Annotated in this window: 12 protein-coding genes; all 12 read right to left on the bottom strand. The window is 70.2% G+C overall.

All coding sequences use genetic code 11. The annotated features are described in order from the left end of the window. Nucleotides 1–3021 (bottom strand): AAA family ATPase (locus F9K34_RS10645; protein ID WP_291336944.1); only part of this gene is annotated, 3021 nt, incomplete at its 3' end. Then, nucleotides 3018–4796 carry a trypsin-like serine peptidase gene (locus tag F9K34_RS10640; RefSeq protein WP_291336943.1) on the bottom strand — a complete coding sequence of 593 codons (1779 nt, stop codon included), beginning with the start codon at nt 4794–4796 and terminating at the stop codon, nt 3018–3020. The genes F9K34_RS10645 and F9K34_RS10640, both read right to left, overlap by 4 nt. A gap of 8 nt (nt 4797–4804) precedes the next feature. Then, entirely contained in the window at nt 4805–6445 is a 1641-nt protein-coding gene (locus tag F9K34_RS10635) for a S8 family serine peptidase (protein WP_291336942.1), read from the bottom strand. Nucleotides 6446–6575: 130 nt separating this feature from the next. Further along, nucleotides 6576–8774, bottom strand: a complete 2199-nt coding sequence (locus F9K34_RS10630; RefSeq protein ID WP_291336941.1) for a fused MFS/spermidine synthase — start codon at nt 8772–8774, stop codon at nt 6576–6578. 63 nt (nt 8775–8837) lie between these two features. After that, nucleotides 8838–10019: a DNA recombination protein RmuC gene (locus tag F9K34_RS10625; protein ID WP_291336940.1), complete on the bottom strand. Its 1182-nt coding sequence runs from the start codon at nt 10017–10019 to the stop codon at nt 8838–8840. Beyond that, the gene (gene mutL, locus F9K34_RS10620; protein ID WP_291336939.1) at nt 10016–11848 is read right to left on the bottom strand and encodes a DNA mismatch repair endonuclease MutL; all 1833 of its coding nucleotides are present in this window, start codon (nt 11846–11848) and stop codon (nt 10016–10018) included. The genes F9K34_RS10625 and mutL overlap by 4 nt, the downstream gene beginning before the upstream one ends. Before the next feature lie 41 nt (nt 11849–11889). Beyond that, nucleotides 11890–13200, bottom strand: coding sequence for a M16 family metallopeptidase (locus F9K34_RS10615; RefSeq protein WP_291336938.1), 1311 nt, complete (start codon nt 13198–13200; stop codon nt 11890–11892). Next, on the bottom strand, nt 13197–14534 hold the full coding sequence (locus tag F9K34_RS10610) for a M16 family metallopeptidase (protein ID WP_291336937.1): 1338 nt from the start codon (nt 14532–14534) through the stop codon (nt 13197–13199). Before F9K34_RS10610 ends, F9K34_RS10615 begins: the two co-directional genes overlap by 4 nt. Nucleotides 14535–14618: 84 nt before the next feature. Then, nucleotides 14619–15176: a DUF3035 domain-containing protein gene (locus tag F9K34_RS10605; RefSeq protein WP_436405734.1), complete on the bottom strand. Its 558-nt coding sequence runs from the start codon at nt 15174–15176 to the stop codon at nt 14619–14621. Nucleotides 15177–15228: 52 nt separating this feature from the next. After that, nucleotides 15229–15699 (bottom strand): signal peptidase II, encoded by a 471-nt coding sequence (gene lspA, locus F9K34_RS10600; RefSeq protein ID WP_291336935.1) that lies wholly within the window; start codon nt 15697–15699, stop codon nt 15229–15231. A 6-nt stretch (nt 15700–15705) separates the two neighbouring features. Then, complete coding sequence (gene purH, locus F9K34_RS10595) at nt 15706–17304, bottom strand: bifunctional phosphoribosylaminoimidazolecarboxamide formyltransferase/IMP cyclohydrolase (protein ID WP_436405733.1); 1599 nt, start codon at nt 17302–17304, stop codon at nt 15706–15708. 13 nt (nt 17305–17317) lie between these two features. Beyond that, a partial coding sequence (locus F9K34_RS10590) for a heparinase II/III family protein (protein WP_291336933.1) occupies nt 17318–18149 on the bottom strand: 832 nt, incomplete at its 5' end.

Here is an 18149-nt window from a genome sequence, read left to right as displayed (position 1 = left end):
CCGGTCGTGGAGATCACGGACGGCATGCCGATTGAAGCGAATTCCGTTTACGTCATCGCCCCTGCTAAGTCGTTGACCATTCACGGGGATCGCCTGCGCCTGTCCGAGCCGGTCGAGCCGCGCGGCGGACATGCGGTCCTCGCTCGCCTGTTCGGTCCAGCCCTCGGGGCGGCGGGCGCCGTAGGACCACATTCCGGCGACGGTCCGCCGCCAGCGCTCGGCGGACCGGGCGATGAGCCGGAGGTCGGCGAGCGAACGGCCGATGACATGCGCAGACGACCAGTCGGCGCAGAGGCCCATCGCCGTCAGCGCAGCGACGACATCGGGCGGCCCGCCCCTGAGGCGGTCGGGCAAACCCTCTCCGCCGCGCAGGTCGGGCAAGAAAAGCGCCGCCGCCTCGGGCAGGCGGGGATGCAGGCCCTCGAGAAAGGCGGCGATCCTTCCCTCCGGCGCGCCGGACACCAGCGCGTGAAGGGGAGCGCCGTAGGGGTTCAGCGCCTGCAGGATTTCGGCCTGCACGGCCGGCCGCCGGTCATCCGGCCCGCCGCCTGCAAGCGGCTCGTGGAAGAGGCCGAAATCCTCCCGGAGCGCCCGCGCGGCGGCAAGGGCGTGACCCGTGTCGGCAATCCCCTCGGTCGCGCCGGATGCCGAGGCGAGCAGGCCCCGCGCCAGGTCGAGCCGCCGGGGAAGGGCCGCGTCGGAGTGGCGGATGACAAGGAAGGCGAAGTCGAGCGCGCCGCCGACCATCCCGGTACGTTGCGAGGCATCATGCGACCGCAGGGCGAGATCGAAGACCCTGTCGTCGGCGAGCATGGCCAAGAGCCTGCCAAAGCCTGTCTCGGCCTGTATCTCGAGCACCACGCGCCCGCGCAGATGCGGGCTCTCCTCGAGCGCGCGGTCCAGGGCGGAGCGCGGTTGCCCGCGGAAGAGATCCACAGCGGCGGCCCAGCGCCCGGCCAGCCACAGGTAGCAAAGCGCCACCATGGCCCCGGGACTGTCGGGTTCCAGCTTTCCGCCAAACCCCGCGTGGAAGACGTGGCCCGCCTCGCGCAGATCACCTTTCTCCAGCATGAGTTCGAGGTCACGCACGGCGCGCTCGTCCGGTCGGACGCGCATCGCCTTGCGCGGGGCGTCTTCGGGGGCATCGCCTGCCATGTCGCCGTCGGCCTGCGCGTGCGCGGTTTCCCGGGCGGGCGCGGGCGCAGGCAGGTCGGTCAGGCCAAGGTCCTGCGGGACGGCTTCCGGTGCCCCCGCCCGCGCGAAGCCCGACCGCCGGCCCTGCGCCTGCAGGACCGCGTCCTGTGCCGGGGCCGGCAGCTCGTCGAGGATCGGGCCCGTGATCTCGCGCGCCAGGTCGGCCGGCACCTCCGGCATCGGGTGGCCGAAGCGCGTCGCCTGAAGACGGTGGTAGAGCGCGGCGACGGGATCGCGCGCGCCATACCACTCGGCGGCGCGAAGGTTGATCGCCTCGGCGGCGGCCCGCGTCTCGGTCGTGCCGTCATATAGCAGCGGCAGGAATGCGCGGCGCACATCCTGCCGGTGACGGACGTTCCCGGCGCCGTCGGACTCGACCAGCCAGTGATGCGTGGCAAGCTCCGCCAGCGCCGCCCGCGCCTCCTCCGCCGTCAGCGTGATGCCGAGCGCCGGGGCAACGACGCCCGTCAGCGCCTCCGCGTCGATCGCCCGCAGGATCAGCCCCTCGTTGGCGATGCGGCGCAGGCGCTCCGGCACCCGGCTCAGGATCGCGCGGTAGAGATAGCCGCCGATGGTTTCCTCGCCGGCCCCCGCCGGGATCTCGCCCGCGTCATAGTCCGCATCCTCGAAGGCCTTGGCGGCGAGGGTGAGGAGAAGCGGGTTGCCCCGCGCGAGGGGCAGGATCCGCGGCCAGAGTCGCTCCGGTACCCCCCGTGCAGCCAGAAGGAGACGCGCCGCGCTGTCCTCTATGCCTTCAAGGCGGATGCGGTCCTCGACCCGGGCGGGAACCGGGTCCAGCGCATCGCCCCTCCCGGCCGAGATGATCGCGAGCGGCGCGACGCCGTACTCGGCCAGAGAGTCCATCCGGTCGAACAGCGTCATCACCTGGGTTTCGCCGCGGCTGCGCAGAACCTCGAGCGTGTCGAGCACGACAAGGACGCGGCGCCCGCTTCCCCGGACCGCGCCCGCGATCGCCTCGAGAAGGTCGCGCGGCACGCTGTAGCGGGCGCTGGTGCCGGTTTCGGCCGCGCGCCGCTCCGCGCTCTTCAGCCGCATGGCGCGAAGCTGGGCCGAGGCTTCCGGCACCGCATCGCCCACCTGGCGCGAAATCTCCTCGAAGAACCCGTGCGCCTCGAGCACGTTGAGGCCCGCGCGATCGAAATCGAGCGAGACAAGGATGGGGCCGATGTTCAGCCGGGCCATCTGGATGACCCGCTCGAGCAGGAAGGACTTGCCGATCCCCGGCAGGCCCGAGACATGGACGGTGCGCATCGGCGGGCCCGCCTGCGGGGCGGCGATCCAGTCGGCCAGGCGGGCAAGTTCGGCCTCGCGCCCGAAGAAGCCGCCGGCGAGCCGCGCATCGGTCCGCGACTCGGCCCGGCGGGTGTTCAGCAGGCTGCGCAGCCGGTCGAGCCGGTCGAAGCCCGGCGCCGAGGGCCCTGCCCGGTCAAGCGCGACCGCCACCGCCTCGAGTTCCTCCGGAGAGGCGTCGCCGCCGATCATCCGGTCAAGCGCATCGGGGGCGAGATTCCCGCGACCGGCGAGGGCCTTCGCGACGGGGGTATCGGCATCGGCGACGGCCACCTCGCCCGCGAGGATCTTCCGCCGGGCCGCCGGGCGCATCAGCCAGCGTTCGGTCTTGCCGGTCTCCACGGTGCAATCCTGCCGGAGCGCCGAAAGCACCCGGGCGGCCACGATGGGCTCCTGCGCCACGCGCGGGCCCATGACGGCGGCCAGCGCCGCCTCCGGCGCGAAGGAATCCTGGACGGCCGCGAAGCGGCGCGCCGCCTCGACCAGCGTGTCGAGCTCGGGTGCCTCCCGCTTCATCCCCCTCCCTCCTCGCGCCGCGCTTCGGCTCTCAGCCTGTCGGCCACCGATGCGAGGTGCATCACCGGGTAGTAGCCGCCCTGGGCCGGCAATCCCGCCAGTGCCAGCCGGACGATCCGGGTCAGCACCTCGGCGCCCCAGTCGTACCCCATCGCGCGGGCCATCTCTGTCGCCGTCATGCGGACGTCCGCCTCGGAGAATTCGCCGATGTACTCGGCAAGCAGGCCGGGCAGCGTTCCGGTGCGCGCCTCGGCCACCGTCTCGTAGACCGTCTCGGCGAGGACGCAGGTCTCGAACCCGGCGAGCACGAGGCGGACGGCAGACCGCAGGAGCAGCTCGGCCACCAGGTGCTCGAATTGGACCTGCGCGTCCTGAAGCATACCTGCCGGCGGGTTCTCGACGAAGATCCAGATGGTGCGTCCTTCGGCCACGGCCTGGGCCTGGATGGCGTCGGCCAGGGCGCGGGCGCGGTCCTCGTCGTGGGCCACGCGCGTGGTTTCGTCGAGGCGCACGCCCGACGCGGCCTCGGGGGGCGCCGCGGCGAAGACCTCGGCGTGCAGCCGTGCGACCACGTCGCCCACCTCGATCTCGATTGGCAAGCGGACGATCCGGTGGGCGCTGGCGTCGAGAAACGCGCCCAGGAGATCGTGGCTGAAGGCGAGGCCCGCGCTCTCGGCGATGGACTTGCGGCGCACCCAGATGCCGCGCAGGGCCGGCGCTTCACCGGCCGCGATCGCGGCCAGCGCGTCGAAGTAGGTCTGGCGTCCAATCACGAGATGGCCCTCGGGCGAGCCGTCGAGCGACCAGAGGTAGCGGACCTGCCGGTCGCCTTCGATGCGTGCCCGAAAATCGGCATTGGCGCTGAACTGTTCGAACGGCACGATCCGCTTCACCTTGCCCAGCCGGCCCTGGTGCAGGCCGAGAAAACGGAACTCCGCATCGAACCCCGGCCCCCCGGACGACCCGTTGGCGGCCTTCGCCGTATGCGCATGCCTCACGGCGCGGCAATCACTCCGGTCGATTTCCCCGAACGAGATGCCCGAAGCCTTGCCGCCCGGGAAATGCACCAGGACGAAGGCGGACTTGCCGTTGCAAGGCACCGGCGTCGGCGGCAGATCGACCTGGGCGTAGCGTCGGCCAAGCGGCACGTCGAGCCTGAGAAGCGCCACGTCACTGTGAGTCGCGGCACCCTCGGCAGGCGGCAGCCCCCCCGTTTTCTCCGCCTCGTGCGGCGGCACCGCAAGCGCGACCGTGGCCGGGTGGCGCCTTCCGTCCGGCCCCTCGACCTCCAGTCGCGGCGCCGCGCCATTCGCCGTGGCAATCACGTGCTGGGCCGTCAGGACGAGCCGCGGCGACACGAGCGCGCCGCAGCCTGTGACCTTGCCATTCACGCGGACCCGGCAGCGGAAGCTCTTCGACCGGAGCGCGAAGGCGGCCAGTTTTTCCTCGTCGAACGCGATCCCGACGAGCCCGCCGAGCGCCGCCTCGGAATCGGCCTTCAGCCGGGCGACCGTCGCGGCGAAGGCGGGACCGTCCAGCGGCCGCGCATGAGCGGCGAGAAAGGCGACGAAGGCGTCTGACAGGCCGTCCTCGTTGAGGATCATCGCCAGCATCGCGGCCGTCGTGCGGCCGACTCCGCGCGCCGCGACCGCGACGGCGTCAAGGTCGAGCGGATCGTCGCGCGGGTCGTAAAGCGCCTGCAGCGCCTCGTGCACGAGTGCCGGCGCCTCGGCGAGCACCGGTGCCAGCGCCTTCGCGGTGAGAGCCCCGGACAAGGCCGCGCCTATTCGGCGGCAAGCGCGGCGCGCAGCTTCGGCCGGACGGCGAGCGCCGCCGCGAGGTCCGCGCTCGGCCGGTCGGGTCGAAGCGCGGCAGCCTCGGCCCCGCCGTCACGCGCGGCCCGCGCCTTCGCCCCGCCCCGGTAGCTCAGCCACAGAAGTTCGGCCGCATATTCCGCCATCTCGGGCCCGTATTCGTCGAGCGCCTCGGGCGCGTGGTTGGCGAGGTGAATGGCGAGGATCTGCGACGTCGGGGCGACGCCCGTGGGCGGAAGGGCGGCCGCGACCGCGGCCTCGGTCCCGGTCGGCGCCGCCGGCAGGGGGTTGGAAAGCGCCTGGGCGGCATCGAGCACGCCTGCCCCGAGGTTGGTGGCGCCGTTCCAGACCGGGGGCTTCGTCACGCCTGCCGTCACGCAGTGGACGAACATCGACTGCACCGTGGTGCCCGCCGCGGCCGCCTTGGCCTTGAGCGCGGCCCGGCCACCGTGCTTCGCGACCCAGAGCGCCGCCACGCCCGAGGTCAGCGAGGTCGCGAGCGTCGTGCCTTGTGCCGCCTTGGTGCGGTCGTCCGGATCGGTCGCCTTGTTCTTGGCCGCGCCCCAGACGTTCTCGCCCGGCGCCGCGATGGTCACCTCCGGCCCGCGCCCTGTCTTCGCCCAGGGCGTGAGGTCGCGGGTCAGCGCCGCGACGGCGGTGCAGAGCCCGTTCGCGGCATAGGCGGCGGGAAACACCACCGCCGGCCAGCAGTTGCCCGCCGCGCAGCAGATCACCAGCCCCTCGCGCGTGGCGTCGCGCAAGGCCTTTTCGGTCGCACTCACCCGCGTCGGCCCGCCGAGCGCCATGGCGATCACGTCCGCGCCTTCCGCAACCGCGTGCGCGATCGCCGCGGGAATGGTCTTCTGGCTGAAGTTGATCACCGACCTGATCGCCCGGATCGGCAGTACTGTCGCCTCGGGCGCGGCTCCGGTGATCTCGCCGGGGCCGGTCACATCGCCCGTGCCCGAGGCATCGCCCCGGCTCGCCACAACCGAGCAGACGAGCGTCCCGTGCCCCGGATGGCGCAGGAAGCCCTGGCTGAACCGGTCGGAGGCGTCCGTTCCCCCCTCGACGAGGTTGAGCTGCCCGTTCGGCCGGATAACCCCGGCGAGTTCCTGATGCGTTGAATGGCCGGTGTCGATCACCGCGACCGTTGTCCCGTTGCCGCGCGTCATGCCCCAGGCAACCGGCGTGCGGATCACCGGATGCACCCAGCCCTTGGGCATCAGGTCCTGGCGCGGCGTCTCGCAGGAGAAGAGCGCGCTTTCGATGGTGGGACCGGCGCCGATCGCCACGGCGCCATAGAGACTGTCGGTCAGGACCGGGTTGGCATCGGTCGCGCCGACCTCGGGCCGCAGCGCCCGCGCGAAGGCGAAGACCTCCGCCTCCTGCCCGCGCGAGCGGATGGTCGGGAAGGACAGGAAGTGGAAGCGGTCCTCGGGGCCGCCAAAGGCGGTCTCCACCTCCAGCTCCGCATCGGGCACCACCGCGCGGACGCGCGCCGCGACCTCTTCCGGCGTCAGGCCCTCGGAAAACACAAGCTCGATGACGACTGGTTCGTCACCCTCTTCGCGCGGCAGTTCGCGCAGGGCGGGGAAATCCTCGCGCATGGCAATGGCCTCTCGCTAAAGAACAATCGAAATCAAACAAATTCATTATAGCCGAAATTTGTGCCGATTCTCAATCGGAAGGCGAACGACTTATCCGGCGGCAGTTTCCGGTCCGGAGCCGCCGGAGCGCCTATCTCAGGATCGACAGGAGATCGGCGAAATCGTCGGTCCAGACCGGGCCGCCGTCGGCGGGAAGCAGCGCCCAGCGCGGATCGTCGGCGAGCGGGCCGAGGGCCGCCTCGCTCCGCGCCAGGAGGACGACACGGGAGGGCGCGTCGCCGGGATCCGTCGCCTCCTGCCCCGGATAGTCCTGGATCCGCGCGACGAGTCCGATCGCCTCGGCGCTGCGGGACAGCGGGCGTTCGATCGCGTAGTAGCGGTTCGAGATGTGGTAAAGCAGCACCCCATTCGGCGCGAGCCGGTCGATGTAGAGCCGCATCGCCTCGTCCGTCGTCAGGTGCATCGGCACTGCGTCCGAGCCGTAGGCGTCGATCACGAGGATGTCGTAGACCGGTTCCGCGGCCTCCTGCGCGAGCATCATCCGCGCGTCGCCGAGCCGGGTCGGCGCCTCTGGCGCGCAGGCGCCGAGGAAGGTGAAGAGCGACGGGTCCCGCGCGATGCGGTCCACGGCCGCGTCGATCTCGTAGAAAATCCAGTCCTGGCCCTCGCGCCGGTAGCAGGCGAGCGCTCCGACGCCGAGTCCGACGATGCCGACGCGGGCTGCCTCCGTGCCGAGGCCGGAGGTCAGCACCTGCGCCATCGGCCCGTTGCGATGGTAGTAGAACTGCGGCTCCGGCCTATCGCGGCCGAGGTCCGCGACCCGCTCCGCTCCATGGATCGTGGTGCCGTTGGCATAGAGCCGCAAGCCGTCGGCCTCGAACACCCGGTGGGTGCCGAAGAAGCTGCGGTCGCGGAAGAGGTCGCCGCTCGGGATCAGCCAGACGCCGGTCACGGTGACGATCCCCATGGCGATCGCCGCGGCCGGCAGGTGGCGGCGGAGGGCGATGGCGGCGAGCGCGGCCAGGCCGAACATGGCGAGCTTGAGCATCAGCCAGTCGGTCACGCCGAAGACCGTGACCGCAAGCGCGAGGGGCAGCGCCGCGACGATCCCCAGCCCCGTGCCCAGCCGGGTGAGGCTTGGCGTTGGCCGCATCGCCGGGCTGAGCACCAGCGTCGCGGCGAGAAGCGTGGTCACCCCGCCCTCGGCGAGGCTGTCGAAGACGAGCGGCGCCAGGATCGAGTTGAAGAACCCGCCCAGCGCGCCGCCGACCGACATGACGAGGTAGAAGAGCGTGAGGTGCCGCCCGGCAGGCCGCGCCTCGTAGAGCCTCGCATGGGCAAAGAGCGCCACGACGAAGAAGGCCAGCATCAGCCCCGCCACGCCCCAGAGCCCGACATGCGCCCCGGTGATGCCCGCAAAGACCGCGCCGAGCAGAGCCAGCGCGACGAGATAGGCGGCGCGAAGCAGCGGCGATGGCGTCAGGGGCCGGCGCGCGAAGGTGAGGACGAAGCTCAGGAGGTAGAGCGACAGGGGCACCACCCAGACAAGCGGAATGGCCCCGATGTCGGTCGAGATCTTCGTGGTGACGGCCAGCATCAGCGACGAAGGCACGAAGGCCAGCAGCAGCCAGCGCCCGATCCGGGCGGCGCCGACCGGGTCCGCCGCGGCCGTGCCGCGCGTCACGCGCACCGCGCCGCCGCGATGCGCGCTGAGACCGCAGAGAAGCAGGAACCCGCCGAAGGCGACGAACCCCGCCGCCCAGAGCGCCCCGATCCGCGCGGCACCAAGAAGCGGCTCGGCCAGGAGCGGGAAGGCAAGAAGCGCCACGAGCGAACCGAGGTTCGAGGCGCCGTAGAGGAAGTACGGGTCCTCGGCGGAGGGGCCGTCACTGCGGGCATACCAGGACTGGATCAGCGGCGCATTGGCCGAGAGGACGCCGAAGGGAACCCCGACGCCGAGGGCGAAGAGGCCGAGCGTCTGCCAGGCCGCCGGAACCTCCGGGTCATAGCGCCAGCCCTCCGGAAGGCCGAGCGGCAGGAAGGCAAGGGCGGCGCCCCAGAGCAGGAGATGGAGCGCGAGCTGCCCCGCGACCGGCAGGTGGCGGGTGACGAGATGGGCATAGAGATAGCCGCCGATCAGGACGCTCTGGAAGAAGAGCATCGCCGTCGTCCAGACCGCCGGCGCGCCGCCGATCTGTGGCAGGACGATCTTGGCGAACAGGGGTTGCACGAAGAACAGCAGCGAGGCGGAGAGGAAGATCGTCAGGGTGAAGAGCGCCGGGACAAGAAGCCCCGACCCCGATGCCGTTCTCGTATGCGACTGATTCATGACCGGTCCCGCGCGATTGTTGCGCATCCGGTAACGCGCAAATCGGCCTGGAATGAGGCGGGATCAGGGCTTGGCTGGGGGCCTGGCAAGCGGCATGATGCCCGGCGTGTCGTCGTCAGGCGCCAGTTCCTCGAAGTCGAAGTTGTCGAGCTTGGCGGCCCGCTTGCCGGCGCGCTCGGCGGCCGTGGTGATGCCGTCGAGGTCGCCGCGCGCCTGGTGGAAATGGGTCGAAAGCTTCTCCACCCGCTCCACCACCAGTTCAACGTCGCGGTGAAGCTGCCTGAGCGTCGCGCGGATCGCGCCGGCCTGCTCGCGCATCCGCGCATCTTTCAGAACGGCACGCATCGTGTTCAGGGTGGCCATGCACGTGGTAGGCGAAACGATCCAGACGCGGGCATCGAAGCCCTCGCGCACCAGGTCCGGAAAGTTGGCGTGGAGTTCGGCATAGACTGCCTCGGAGGGAAGGAACATCAGGGCCCCGTCCGCCGTCTCGCCGTCAAGGATATAGCGTTCGGCGATGGCCTTGATGTGGTTCCGCACCGCGATGCGGAGCATCCGTTGCGCCTCGATCAGTTGCGACTGGTTCTCCGCCCGGCGCAGCGCCTCGTAGGCTTCCAGGGGAAACTTGGAGTCGATGACGATGGGCCCGGGCGGATTCGGCAGGTGGATGAGACAGTCCGCCCGCCGCCCGTTCGAAAGGGTCGCCTGCATGGTGAAGGCATCGGGCGGCATCGCCTTGCGCACGATGTCGTTGAGCTGGATCTCCCCGAAGGCGCCGCGCGTCTGCTTGTTCGACAGGATGTCCTGCAGGCTGAGGACGTCTCCCGAAAGCTTCTCGATGTTCGACTGTGCCTTGTCGATCGTTTCCAGACGCTGCTGCAACTCGCCCAGGGACCGCGCGGTGCGCGTGGCGGTGCCGTGCAGGCTCTCGCTCATCCCGCGCGAAACCTCGGCGAGCCGCTGCTCCATCAGATGCAGCACCCGCGCCTGCGAGGCAGCCTGCGCCTCGGAGACATGGGTCAGCCCGCCGCTGAGCCGCTCCTGCCCGTCCGACAGCGACTGCACGCGGCTTCCGAGCTGGCTGAGGTGAAAGCCGAGCGGCTCGGTCATGCGGGCAGATCGCGCGGCGGCGCGAAGGGTCACGATGAGCAGGATGAAGAGAAGCAGCACCAGCGCCAAGCCGCCGAGCGCGGCGAGGACGAGCGGATCGTCAAGCGCGTAGGTCTGCCCGCGAAACGTGATCATGTCCGCCCGAAAAGCCGCTCGATGTCGGAAAGCTTCAGCTCGACATAGGTCGGCCGGCCGTGGTTGCACTGGCCGGACAAGGGCGTCGCCTCCATCTCCCGCAGAAGCGCGTTCATCTCGTCCGCCCGCATCCGCCTGCCCGTGCGCACGGAGCCATGGCAGGCCATCCGCGACAGAACGGAGTCGATCCGCGATTGCAGCGTCTGGCTGGCGCCGAGGTCCCGCAGCTCGTCCAGGATGTCCCTGACAAGCGCTGCCGCGTTCACGTCGCCCAGGAGCGCGGGCGTCTCGCGCACCGCGACCGCGCCGCCGCCGAAGGGTTCCACCGTTAGGCCGAGCGCCCCGAGCGCCCCGGCATGTTCGAGGAGCAGCCGGGCATCGCCGTCCGAAAGCTCCACAATCTCGGGGATCAGGAGCGCCTGCGCCGCGACGCCCTGTTCCTCGCGCTGGCGCTTGAGGCGCTCGTAGACCAGACGCTCGTGCGCGGCGTGCTGGTCCACGATGACGATGCCGGTCGCGGTCTGGGCGATGATGTAGTTCTCGTGCACCTGCGCACGGGCCGCCCCGAGGGGATGTTCCCCTGCTGCCTCGTCCACGGGTTCGGGATCGGCCGGCTCATAGCGGGCGGAGGCTTCGGCGAATTCCGGCGCGAGCGGCGCCTGCGCGGCATGGGCTGCGCGCAGCGCCGTCTGCGTCGGGCGGTCCATCTGGTAGACGCGCGGGCCGGCCGGTTCGGTCCGCAGCGCGCCAAGCGTCAGCCCCGCCACCGTGGACGAGGCCCGGTGGCCCGCCCCGGCGAGCGCATGGCGGAGCGCCGAAACGATGAGGCCGCGGGCCACGCCGGGTTCGCGGAAGCGCACCTCGGCCTTGGCGGGATGCACGTTGACGTCGACGCGCTCGGGATCGCAGGTCAGGTTGAGAACGGCGGCCGGGTGCCTGTCGCGCGAGAGGACGTCCATGTAGGCCGCGCGAAGCGCGCCGATCAGCAGCTTGTCGCGCACGGGCCGCCCGTTCACGAACAGGAACTGTTCGACCGCCGCGCCCCGCGAATAGGTCGGCAGCGCCGCGAAACCCGTGAGCCGGATGCCGTCGCGCTCGGCATCGATGGGCAGGGCATTGTCCGCGAACCCCGGCCCGAGAAGGGTCCGGAGTCGCTGGCCGAGCGCGTCGAACAGGTCCCCTTGCTCGGCGTCGGCGCGCAGGATCGTCCGTGGCTCGCCGTCCGAGGCGTCGGTGAGCGTGAAGGAGACGTAGGGCTCCGCCATCGCCAGCCGTTCGACGGCATCGCGGATCGCCTGTGCCTCGGCCCGGTCGGAGCGCAGGAACTTCAGCCGCGCGGGCGTCGCGAAGAAGAGGTCGCGCAACTCCACGACCGTCCCTGCGGTCAGCGCCGCCGGCCGCACCGGCTCCGCCCGCCCGCCGGTGACGGCGATCTCGGCCGCCTCGAAACCCCGCGCGCGCGAAGTGATCCTGAGGCGTCCGACCGCGCCGAGCGAAGGCAGCGCCTCGCCCCTGAAGCCGAAGGAGCGGATGTTGAGAAGGTCGGTCCCGTCGATCTTGGAGGTTGCATGGCGGGCCAGCGCGAGCGGCAGGTCCCCGGCCGTCATGCCACAACCGTCGTCAGTCACGCGGATCAGCGTCTTGCCGCCGTCGGCATAGGTGACCGCGATCCGCCGGGCGCCCGCGTCGAGCGCGTTTTCCACCAGTTCCTTCACCGCCGAGGCCGGGCGCTCCACAACCTCGCCCGCCGCGATACGGTTCACCGCGGATTCATCGAGCTGCCGGATTTGCGGCCGCACGGGCAGGATATTGGGGCTCTCGGCGTTCATCCTGCAAGATGTAGCAGGCCCGAGGGATTCGGGAAAGGTGTTCAGTCCGTTGCTGCCAGCCCGGCGGGCTTGCCCACGACGACAAACCTCAGCGCCTCTGGGGCCATCAGCCGTTTTGCCACCCGCTTGATGTCGTCCAGCGTCACTGCCTCGATGTAGGCGTTGCGCTCGTTCACGTAGGCGATCGGCAATCGCTCCGATTGCATGCCCACGAGGATGTTGGCGATCGGCCCATTGCCGTCGAAGCGCAGGGGATAGGAGCCGGTGAGATAGGTCTTCGCGGCCTCCAGTTCCGCCGCGCTCACGCCCTCGGCCGCAACCTTCGACCATTCCGCGCGCACGACCGCGATGGCCTCGGCCACCTTCTCGTTCGCCGAGGCGAAGGAACCCTGCCAGGTCTCGGCAAGATCCATCGGGGCGAGCCAGGTGGAGATGCCGTAGGTCAGACCGCGCTTCTCGCGCACCTCGTCCATGAGCCGCGCGGCGAAGCCCGAACCGCCAAGGATGTGATTGAGCACGTAGGCCGCGAAGAAGTCCGGGTCATCGCGCTCGATCCCCGCCTGGCCGAACATGACGACCGATTGGGGCGAGTCCCAGTCCACGACCGTGACGCCTCCGGCAAGGCGGAGTTCCGCCCTCGGGGGCGGCGATGCACCCGTCGCGGGAAGACCGCCGAGCAGGTCGTCGAGAAGCGCGCCGAACTCCTCGGCCGTGATGTCGCCCACGGCCGAGACGAAGAGCCGGTCGCGGGCGAGCACGGCGTTCTTCGCGGCGACGAGATCGTCGCGGGTCAGCGCCGCAAGGCTGTCGAGCGTGCCGTAGCGGGAGGATCCATAGGGATGGTCGCCGAAGGCAAGGCGGTCGAGAGCCCGGGTCGCGATCGCGTTCGGGTCGGTCTCGTCCGAGCGGATGATCGAGGCAACCTGACCTTTCACCCGGGTCATCGACGCCTCGTCGAAATGCGGATCGGTCAGCGCCTGCTTCAGCAGCGCCACGGCCTCGCCCCGGTTTTCCGTCAGCATCTGGGCCGAGACGGTCGCGGCGTCGTCGAAGGCGTCGAATTCGAAACGTGCCGCGAGCCGTTCGCGTGCCTCGGCGAAGCCCTGCGAGTCCAGATCGCCCGACCCTTCCTCCAGAAGCGCCATCGTCAAGAGCGTGGCGCCCCGCTTTCCCGGCGCATCGAGGCTTGTGCCCCCTTCGAACCGCAGTTCGATCGCGGTGAAGGGGATGGAGTGTTCCTCCACCAGCCAGGCGCTGATGCCGCCCGGCGAAGTGACCTCCTTGATCTCGACGGCACCTGCGGGCAGCGCCATGAGGACGGCGAGGCACACCGCCAGAAGGGCCCGGATCATTGCATCACCTCCTCGGTCCCCTCGCGCATGAGCCAGCCGGTGACCGCGCGGCGGCGGTCGAAGACCTGGCGCGCGGCGGCCAGCACGTCGTCTTCGGTGACTGCGGCGAGCACGTCCGGCCAGGCGTCCACATCCGCCACCGTCAACCCGGTGGTCAGCGCCTCTCCATAGCGGCGGGCGAGGCCGTCGATGTCGTCCTCGGCATAGATCATCGCTGCCTTCATCCGCGTCTTGACGCGGGCGAACTGGTCGGCGTCGACGCCATTCTTCAGGAAATCCGCGATGACCTGGTCCAGCGCGGCCTCGGCCTCGGCAAGGCCGACGCCCTCGGCCGGCACTACGGCGAGGCCGAAGAGGGTATCGTCATAGGACGTTCCGTCGTAGCTCGCGTTCGTATAGATCGCCTGCTTCGTCTCGAACTGGAGCTTGCGCGCCAGCAGCGAGGTCTGCGAACTCCCGCCGAGCAGCTCGGCGAGGATCGTCAGCGCCGCAGCGGCCTTCTGGTCGCCCGGATCGCGCTCGGGGGCGAGGTAGCTGCGCGAGACGAAGGGCTGCGCCACGCGAGGGTCAGTGAAACTCATCCGCCGCTCGGCGAGTTGCGGCGGCTCCTGCGGGCGGGTGCGCGGCCCGATGCCGGGCGTGGGCTCCAGCGGCCCGTAGTAGGTCTCGGCCAGACGCTGCACCTCGGCCGGATCGACATCGCCCGCGACGACAAGCACGGCGTTGTTCGGCGCGTAGTTGGTGCGATACCAGTCGAGCGCGTCCTCGCGCGTCAGCGCCTCCATCTCGTGCCGCCAGCCGATCACCGGCTTGCCGTAGGAATGGTTCAGGAATTGCGCGGCCCGGCGCTGTTCGCCGAAGATGGCGCCGGGGTCGCTGTCGGTGCGCTGGTTGCGCTCCTCGATCACGACCTCGCGCTCGGTCTGCCAGTCGTCCTTCGTCAGGCGGAGGTTCCGCATGCGGTCCGCCTCCATCCGCATCACCAGTTCCAGCCGGTCGGCGGCGACGCGCTGGAAATAGGCGGTGAAATCGTAGGACGTGAAGGCATTGTCCGATCCGCCGTTCGCCTCCACGGTCCTGGAGAACGCGCCTGAGGGAACCGTGTCGGTTCCCTTGAACATCAGATGTTCGAGGAAGTGCGCAACGCCCGAGACGCCGGGTTTCTCGTCGGCGGAGCCCGCCCTGTACCAGACCATCTGCACGACGACGGGGGCGCGGTGATCCTCGATCACCACGGCCTCGAGCCCGTTGGGAAGGACGAAGGTGGTGACGTCCGCACCCAGGGCGGGGGTGGAGAAGGCCGCGACGGCCAGCCAGCGAAGTGTGCGGATCATCACGGTCTCCCTCGACTCCGCGACAGAGGTAACCACCCTGCCGGGGTCGTCAACCCCGGCGGCGCGCGACTGACGCAGTGGTGATCACTTCTCCTGCTGGGCGCCCTCGGGCGGGGCGCCGACGTTGCGGACGCCGGCGGCACGCCAGCGTTCGAGTTCGGCGTACTGGTCGAGCGACATCGGCGCATAGGCCTTGAAATAGACGCTCACGTGGAAGAGCCGCTCCAGCAGCCGGCCGTCGTGCTTGCGCCGGTACTCCAGGTCCTCGGCCGCAAGAACGTCGCGGATGTCGGATGCGGTGCCGAAGCGCGCCGCGTAGTTGACGAGCCCGCCGTTCCCCGCCGGCACCGCCGTGCGTTCCAGCAGCGCCGGATTGCCGCCCAGCGCCGCGACGGCATCGGCCTTCGGCGTCGGGTCTGTGATGTTGGTTCCGCCCGGCGTCGGCTCGGGCAGCGAGGCGATGTCCTCGGGCATCTGCAGGGGCTTGGTCGGCAGGATGTTGAACTCGTCGGGGCTGCGGCTTGCCGACTTGATGTTCATGAGTTGCGGCGGCTTCTTCTCGTCGCCGGCCAGGCGCCCGCAGGCCGCCAGCGCGACAAGCGCACAGAGCCCCAATCCGCGGAAGCCGAGCCGAGCCCTCATGGGTTTCTCCATCACCTGCCTCCGTCCCGTTTAGCGCAAGTCTCCCGGCACGTCACGGGGTCTTCTCCCGCCCGGTGAAGACCACGAGGCCGAGCGCGCCGGCAAAGATCGCGATGTCGGCGACGTTGAACGAGTAGGGATTCTCGAAGCCCGGCACCGACATGTTCAGGAAATCCGCGACCGCCCCGTAAAGGAGCCGGTCGACGACGTTTCCCATGGCCCCGCCGATGAGGCAGCCCGCCGAGAGCTTCACGATCCGGCTGTGCGGCTCGCGCCGGACCCAGAGCCAGACCCAGGCTGAAATACCCAGCGCCATGAGGATCAGCCCCCAGCGCGCGAAGTCGCCGTCGCTGGAGAGGAGGCCGAAGTTGATGCCTTGGTTCCAGGCCATGCGGAACGTGAGCCACGGCGGAAGGACCGCGATGTGTTGCCGCGACCAAAGATCGAGGACATGGACAACGAGGATCTTCGTCGCCTGGTCCAGCGCGAAGACGCCCAAAGCCGTCTGGGTGACGAGCCGCATGTCGCCTCAGTGCCGGAAGTGCCGCTGGCCGGTGAAGACCATGGCGAGGCCGGCTTCGTCGGCTGCCGCGATCACCTCGGCATCGCGCATCGAGCCGCCCGGCTGGATCACGGCCGTGGCACCGGCCTCCGCTGCCGTCAGGAGACCGTCGGGAAAGGGGAAGAAGGCGTCGGATGCGACCACGGAACCCCTGACGGTCGGTTCGGAGAGGCCCAGCGCCTCGGCCATGTCGGCGGACTTCCGGGCGGCGATCCGGGTCGAGTCCACCCGGCTCATCTGGCCTGCGCCGATTCCAACCGTCGCAGCCCCCTTCACGTAGACGATGGCGTTGGACTTGACGTGCTTGGCGACCTTCCAGGCGAAGAGCAGGTCCTTCAGTTCCGCGCCAGTCGGCGCGCGCCTGGTCACAACCTTGAGGTCGGCCCCGGTGATCACCCCGTTGTCGCGGTCCTGAACCAGGAAGCCGCCCGCGACCTGCCGGAAGGCAAGGCCGGGGGACGCCGGGTCAGGCAGCGCACCTGTGGTCAGAAGCCTGAGGTTCTTCTTCGCGGCGAAGACGGCCCGCGCGCCTTCGTCGGCGTCGGGCGCGATGACGACCTCGGTGAAGATCTGGCAGATCTCCTCCGCCGTCGCCGTGTCGAGCGACCGGTTCAGCGCGACGATGCCGCCGAAGGCCGAGGTGCGGTCGCATTCATAGGCGGCCCTGTAGGCGTCCAGAAGCGTCGCGCCGCGGGCCACGCCGCAGGGATTGGCGTGCTTGATGATCGCGCAGGCGGCGCCATCGGCCGGATCGAACTCCGCCACAAGCTCGAAGGCCGCGTCGGTGTCGTTGATATTGTTGTAGGAAAGCTCCTTGCCCTGGTGCTGGGTCGCGGTGGCGACGCCGGGGCGGCGCGAGCCGTCGGTGTAGAAGGCGGCGCGCTGATGCGGATTCTCGCCGTAGCGAAGCGTCTGGGCAAGCGTTCCGGCGAAGGCGCGGCGCCGCGGCGCCGGGTCGCCGATCGCACCGGCCATCCAGTTCGACACGGCGGCGTCGTAGGCGGCGGTCCGGGCGAAGGCACGCTGTGCGAGCTTGCGGCGGAACTTCGGACAGGTCCTGCCGCCATGCTGGTCCATGTCGCCGAGGACCTTGGCATAGTCCTGCGGGTCCACGACGACGGCGACATGGGCATGGTTCTTGGCCGCCGCGCGGATCATCGCCGGGCCGCCGATATCGATGTTCTCGACGCAGGTGTCGTAGTCCGCGCCCTTGGCGACGGTGGCCTCGAAGGGGTAGAGGTTGACCACGAGCAGGTCGATGGGCGCGATCCCGTGCATCTCCATCGCGGCGACATGCGCCGGATCGTCGCGGAGCGCGAGAAGCCCGCCGTGGACCTTCGGATGCAGCGTCTTGACCCGCCCGTCCATCATCTCGGGAAAGCCGGTCACCTCCGCAACGTCGCGCACGGCAAGGCCCGACTCGCGCAGCGCCTGCGCGGTGCCGCCGGTGGACAGCAGCTCCACCCCGCGCGCGGCGAGGCCCCTGGCGAAGTCCACAAGCCCGGTCTTGTCGGAAACGGAGATGAGCGCGCGGGATACGGCGGCGAGGCTTGCGTCTTCGGTCACGGGGCAGCGTCCTTCACTTCGGCATCGGATCATCGTCGCGCAGGGTGTCGCGGATGGCCGAGGGCGTATCCTGAGCCTTGGCCAAGGTCCAGCCCAACTGGCAGGCATAGTCGAGAACCATCGCGGAAAGGACGATCTGTTTCGTCCCGCGCGGCTTCAGCCGCCCGGATTCGAGGTAGACCGAGGGTTCCAGCGTCAATTCGGCCACGCCGTCATGGCGGAAGATCCAGATCTCGCCCGACTTCAGCGCGAGCGAGACGGCCGTGCCGCCGAGGTCGAGCGCACAGTCGACATCCGGATGAAGGTGGAAGCGCAGGGCGAACGGCACGCCCTGATGCTTCGTCCGCGCCATGATCGTCTCGAACCGGCGGCGGTCGGCGACCGTCATCGCCCCGAGCGTGTCCTCGCCCGCAATGGCCCGCCCGTCGATGGACAGCATGATCTGGCGGATATGGGTGAGCCCGTGTGTGGGCACATAGCCATTGTGGCCGGCCATGAGCCGGTGGCCGCCGCTGTCATCCTCGGGCTGGGCCCAGACCTGGTCGGGCGTGTCGGTAAACTCGCCCTTCGCGCTCGAGGGAAGCACGCCGCCGGCACCGAGCCGGGAGGAGGAGAAGCCGTGGATGCAGAGCGTCGAGTGCGACGGAGTGGCGCGGCCGGCACGACGCCAGTCCGGACCGAAGCTCGTACCCGAGCCACAGTTGACGACCACGGGACGGCGGCCGGAGGTCATCTCCATCGCCAGCGTCGAGGCATGGGCGTTGGCCGAGGCGCGGCCCTTCGGCGGCGGCGCGGCGTCGACGATGATCGTGGTGCGTCCGGCCGCGAGCCGCGCGTATCCCATG

It is taken from the genome of Albidovulum sp., assembly GCF_008933605.1.
Taxonomy (GTDB): Bacteria; Pseudomonadota; Alphaproteobacteria; order Rhodobacterales; family Rhodobacteraceae; genus Albidovulum.
Note: the sequence above shows the minus strand (reverse complement) of the source record. Positions and strands in the feature narration are given on the sequence as shown.

Excerpts from the sequence above, each read along its gene's own strand:
- F9K34_RS10635 (WP_291336942.1), bottom strand. The coding sequence starts at position 6,445 with ATGCGCGAGGATTTCCCCGCCCTGCGCGAACTGCCGCGCGAAGAGGGT.
- F9K34_RS10630 (WP_291336941.1), bottom strand. The coding sequence starts at position 8,774 with ATGAATCAGTCGCATACGAGAACGGCATCGGGGTCGGGGCTTCTTGTC.
- F9K34_RS10625 (WP_291336940.1), bottom strand. The coding sequence starts at position 10,019 with ATGATCACGTTTCGCGGGCAGACCTACGCGCTTGACGATCCGCTCGTC.
- mutL (WP_291336939.1), bottom strand. The coding sequence starts at position 11,848 with ATGAACGCCGAGAGCCCCAATATCCTGCCCGTGCGGCCGCAAATCCGG.
- F9K34_RS10615 (WP_291336938.1), bottom strand. The coding sequence starts at position 13,200 with ATGATCCGGGCCCTTCTGGCGGTGTGCCTCGCCGTCCTCATGGCGCTG.
- F9K34_RS10610 (WP_291336937.1), bottom strand. The coding sequence starts at position 14,534 with ATGATCCGCACACTTCGCTGGCTGGCCGTCGCGGCCTTCTCCACCCCC.
- F9K34_RS10605 (WP_436405734.1), bottom strand. The coding sequence starts at position 15,176 with ATGAGGGCTCGGCTCGGCTTCCGCGGATTGGGGCTCTGTGCGCTTGTC.
- lspA (WP_291336935.1), bottom strand. The coding sequence starts at position 15,699 with ATGCGGCTCGTCACCCAGACGGCTTTGGGCGTCTTCGCGCTGGACCAG.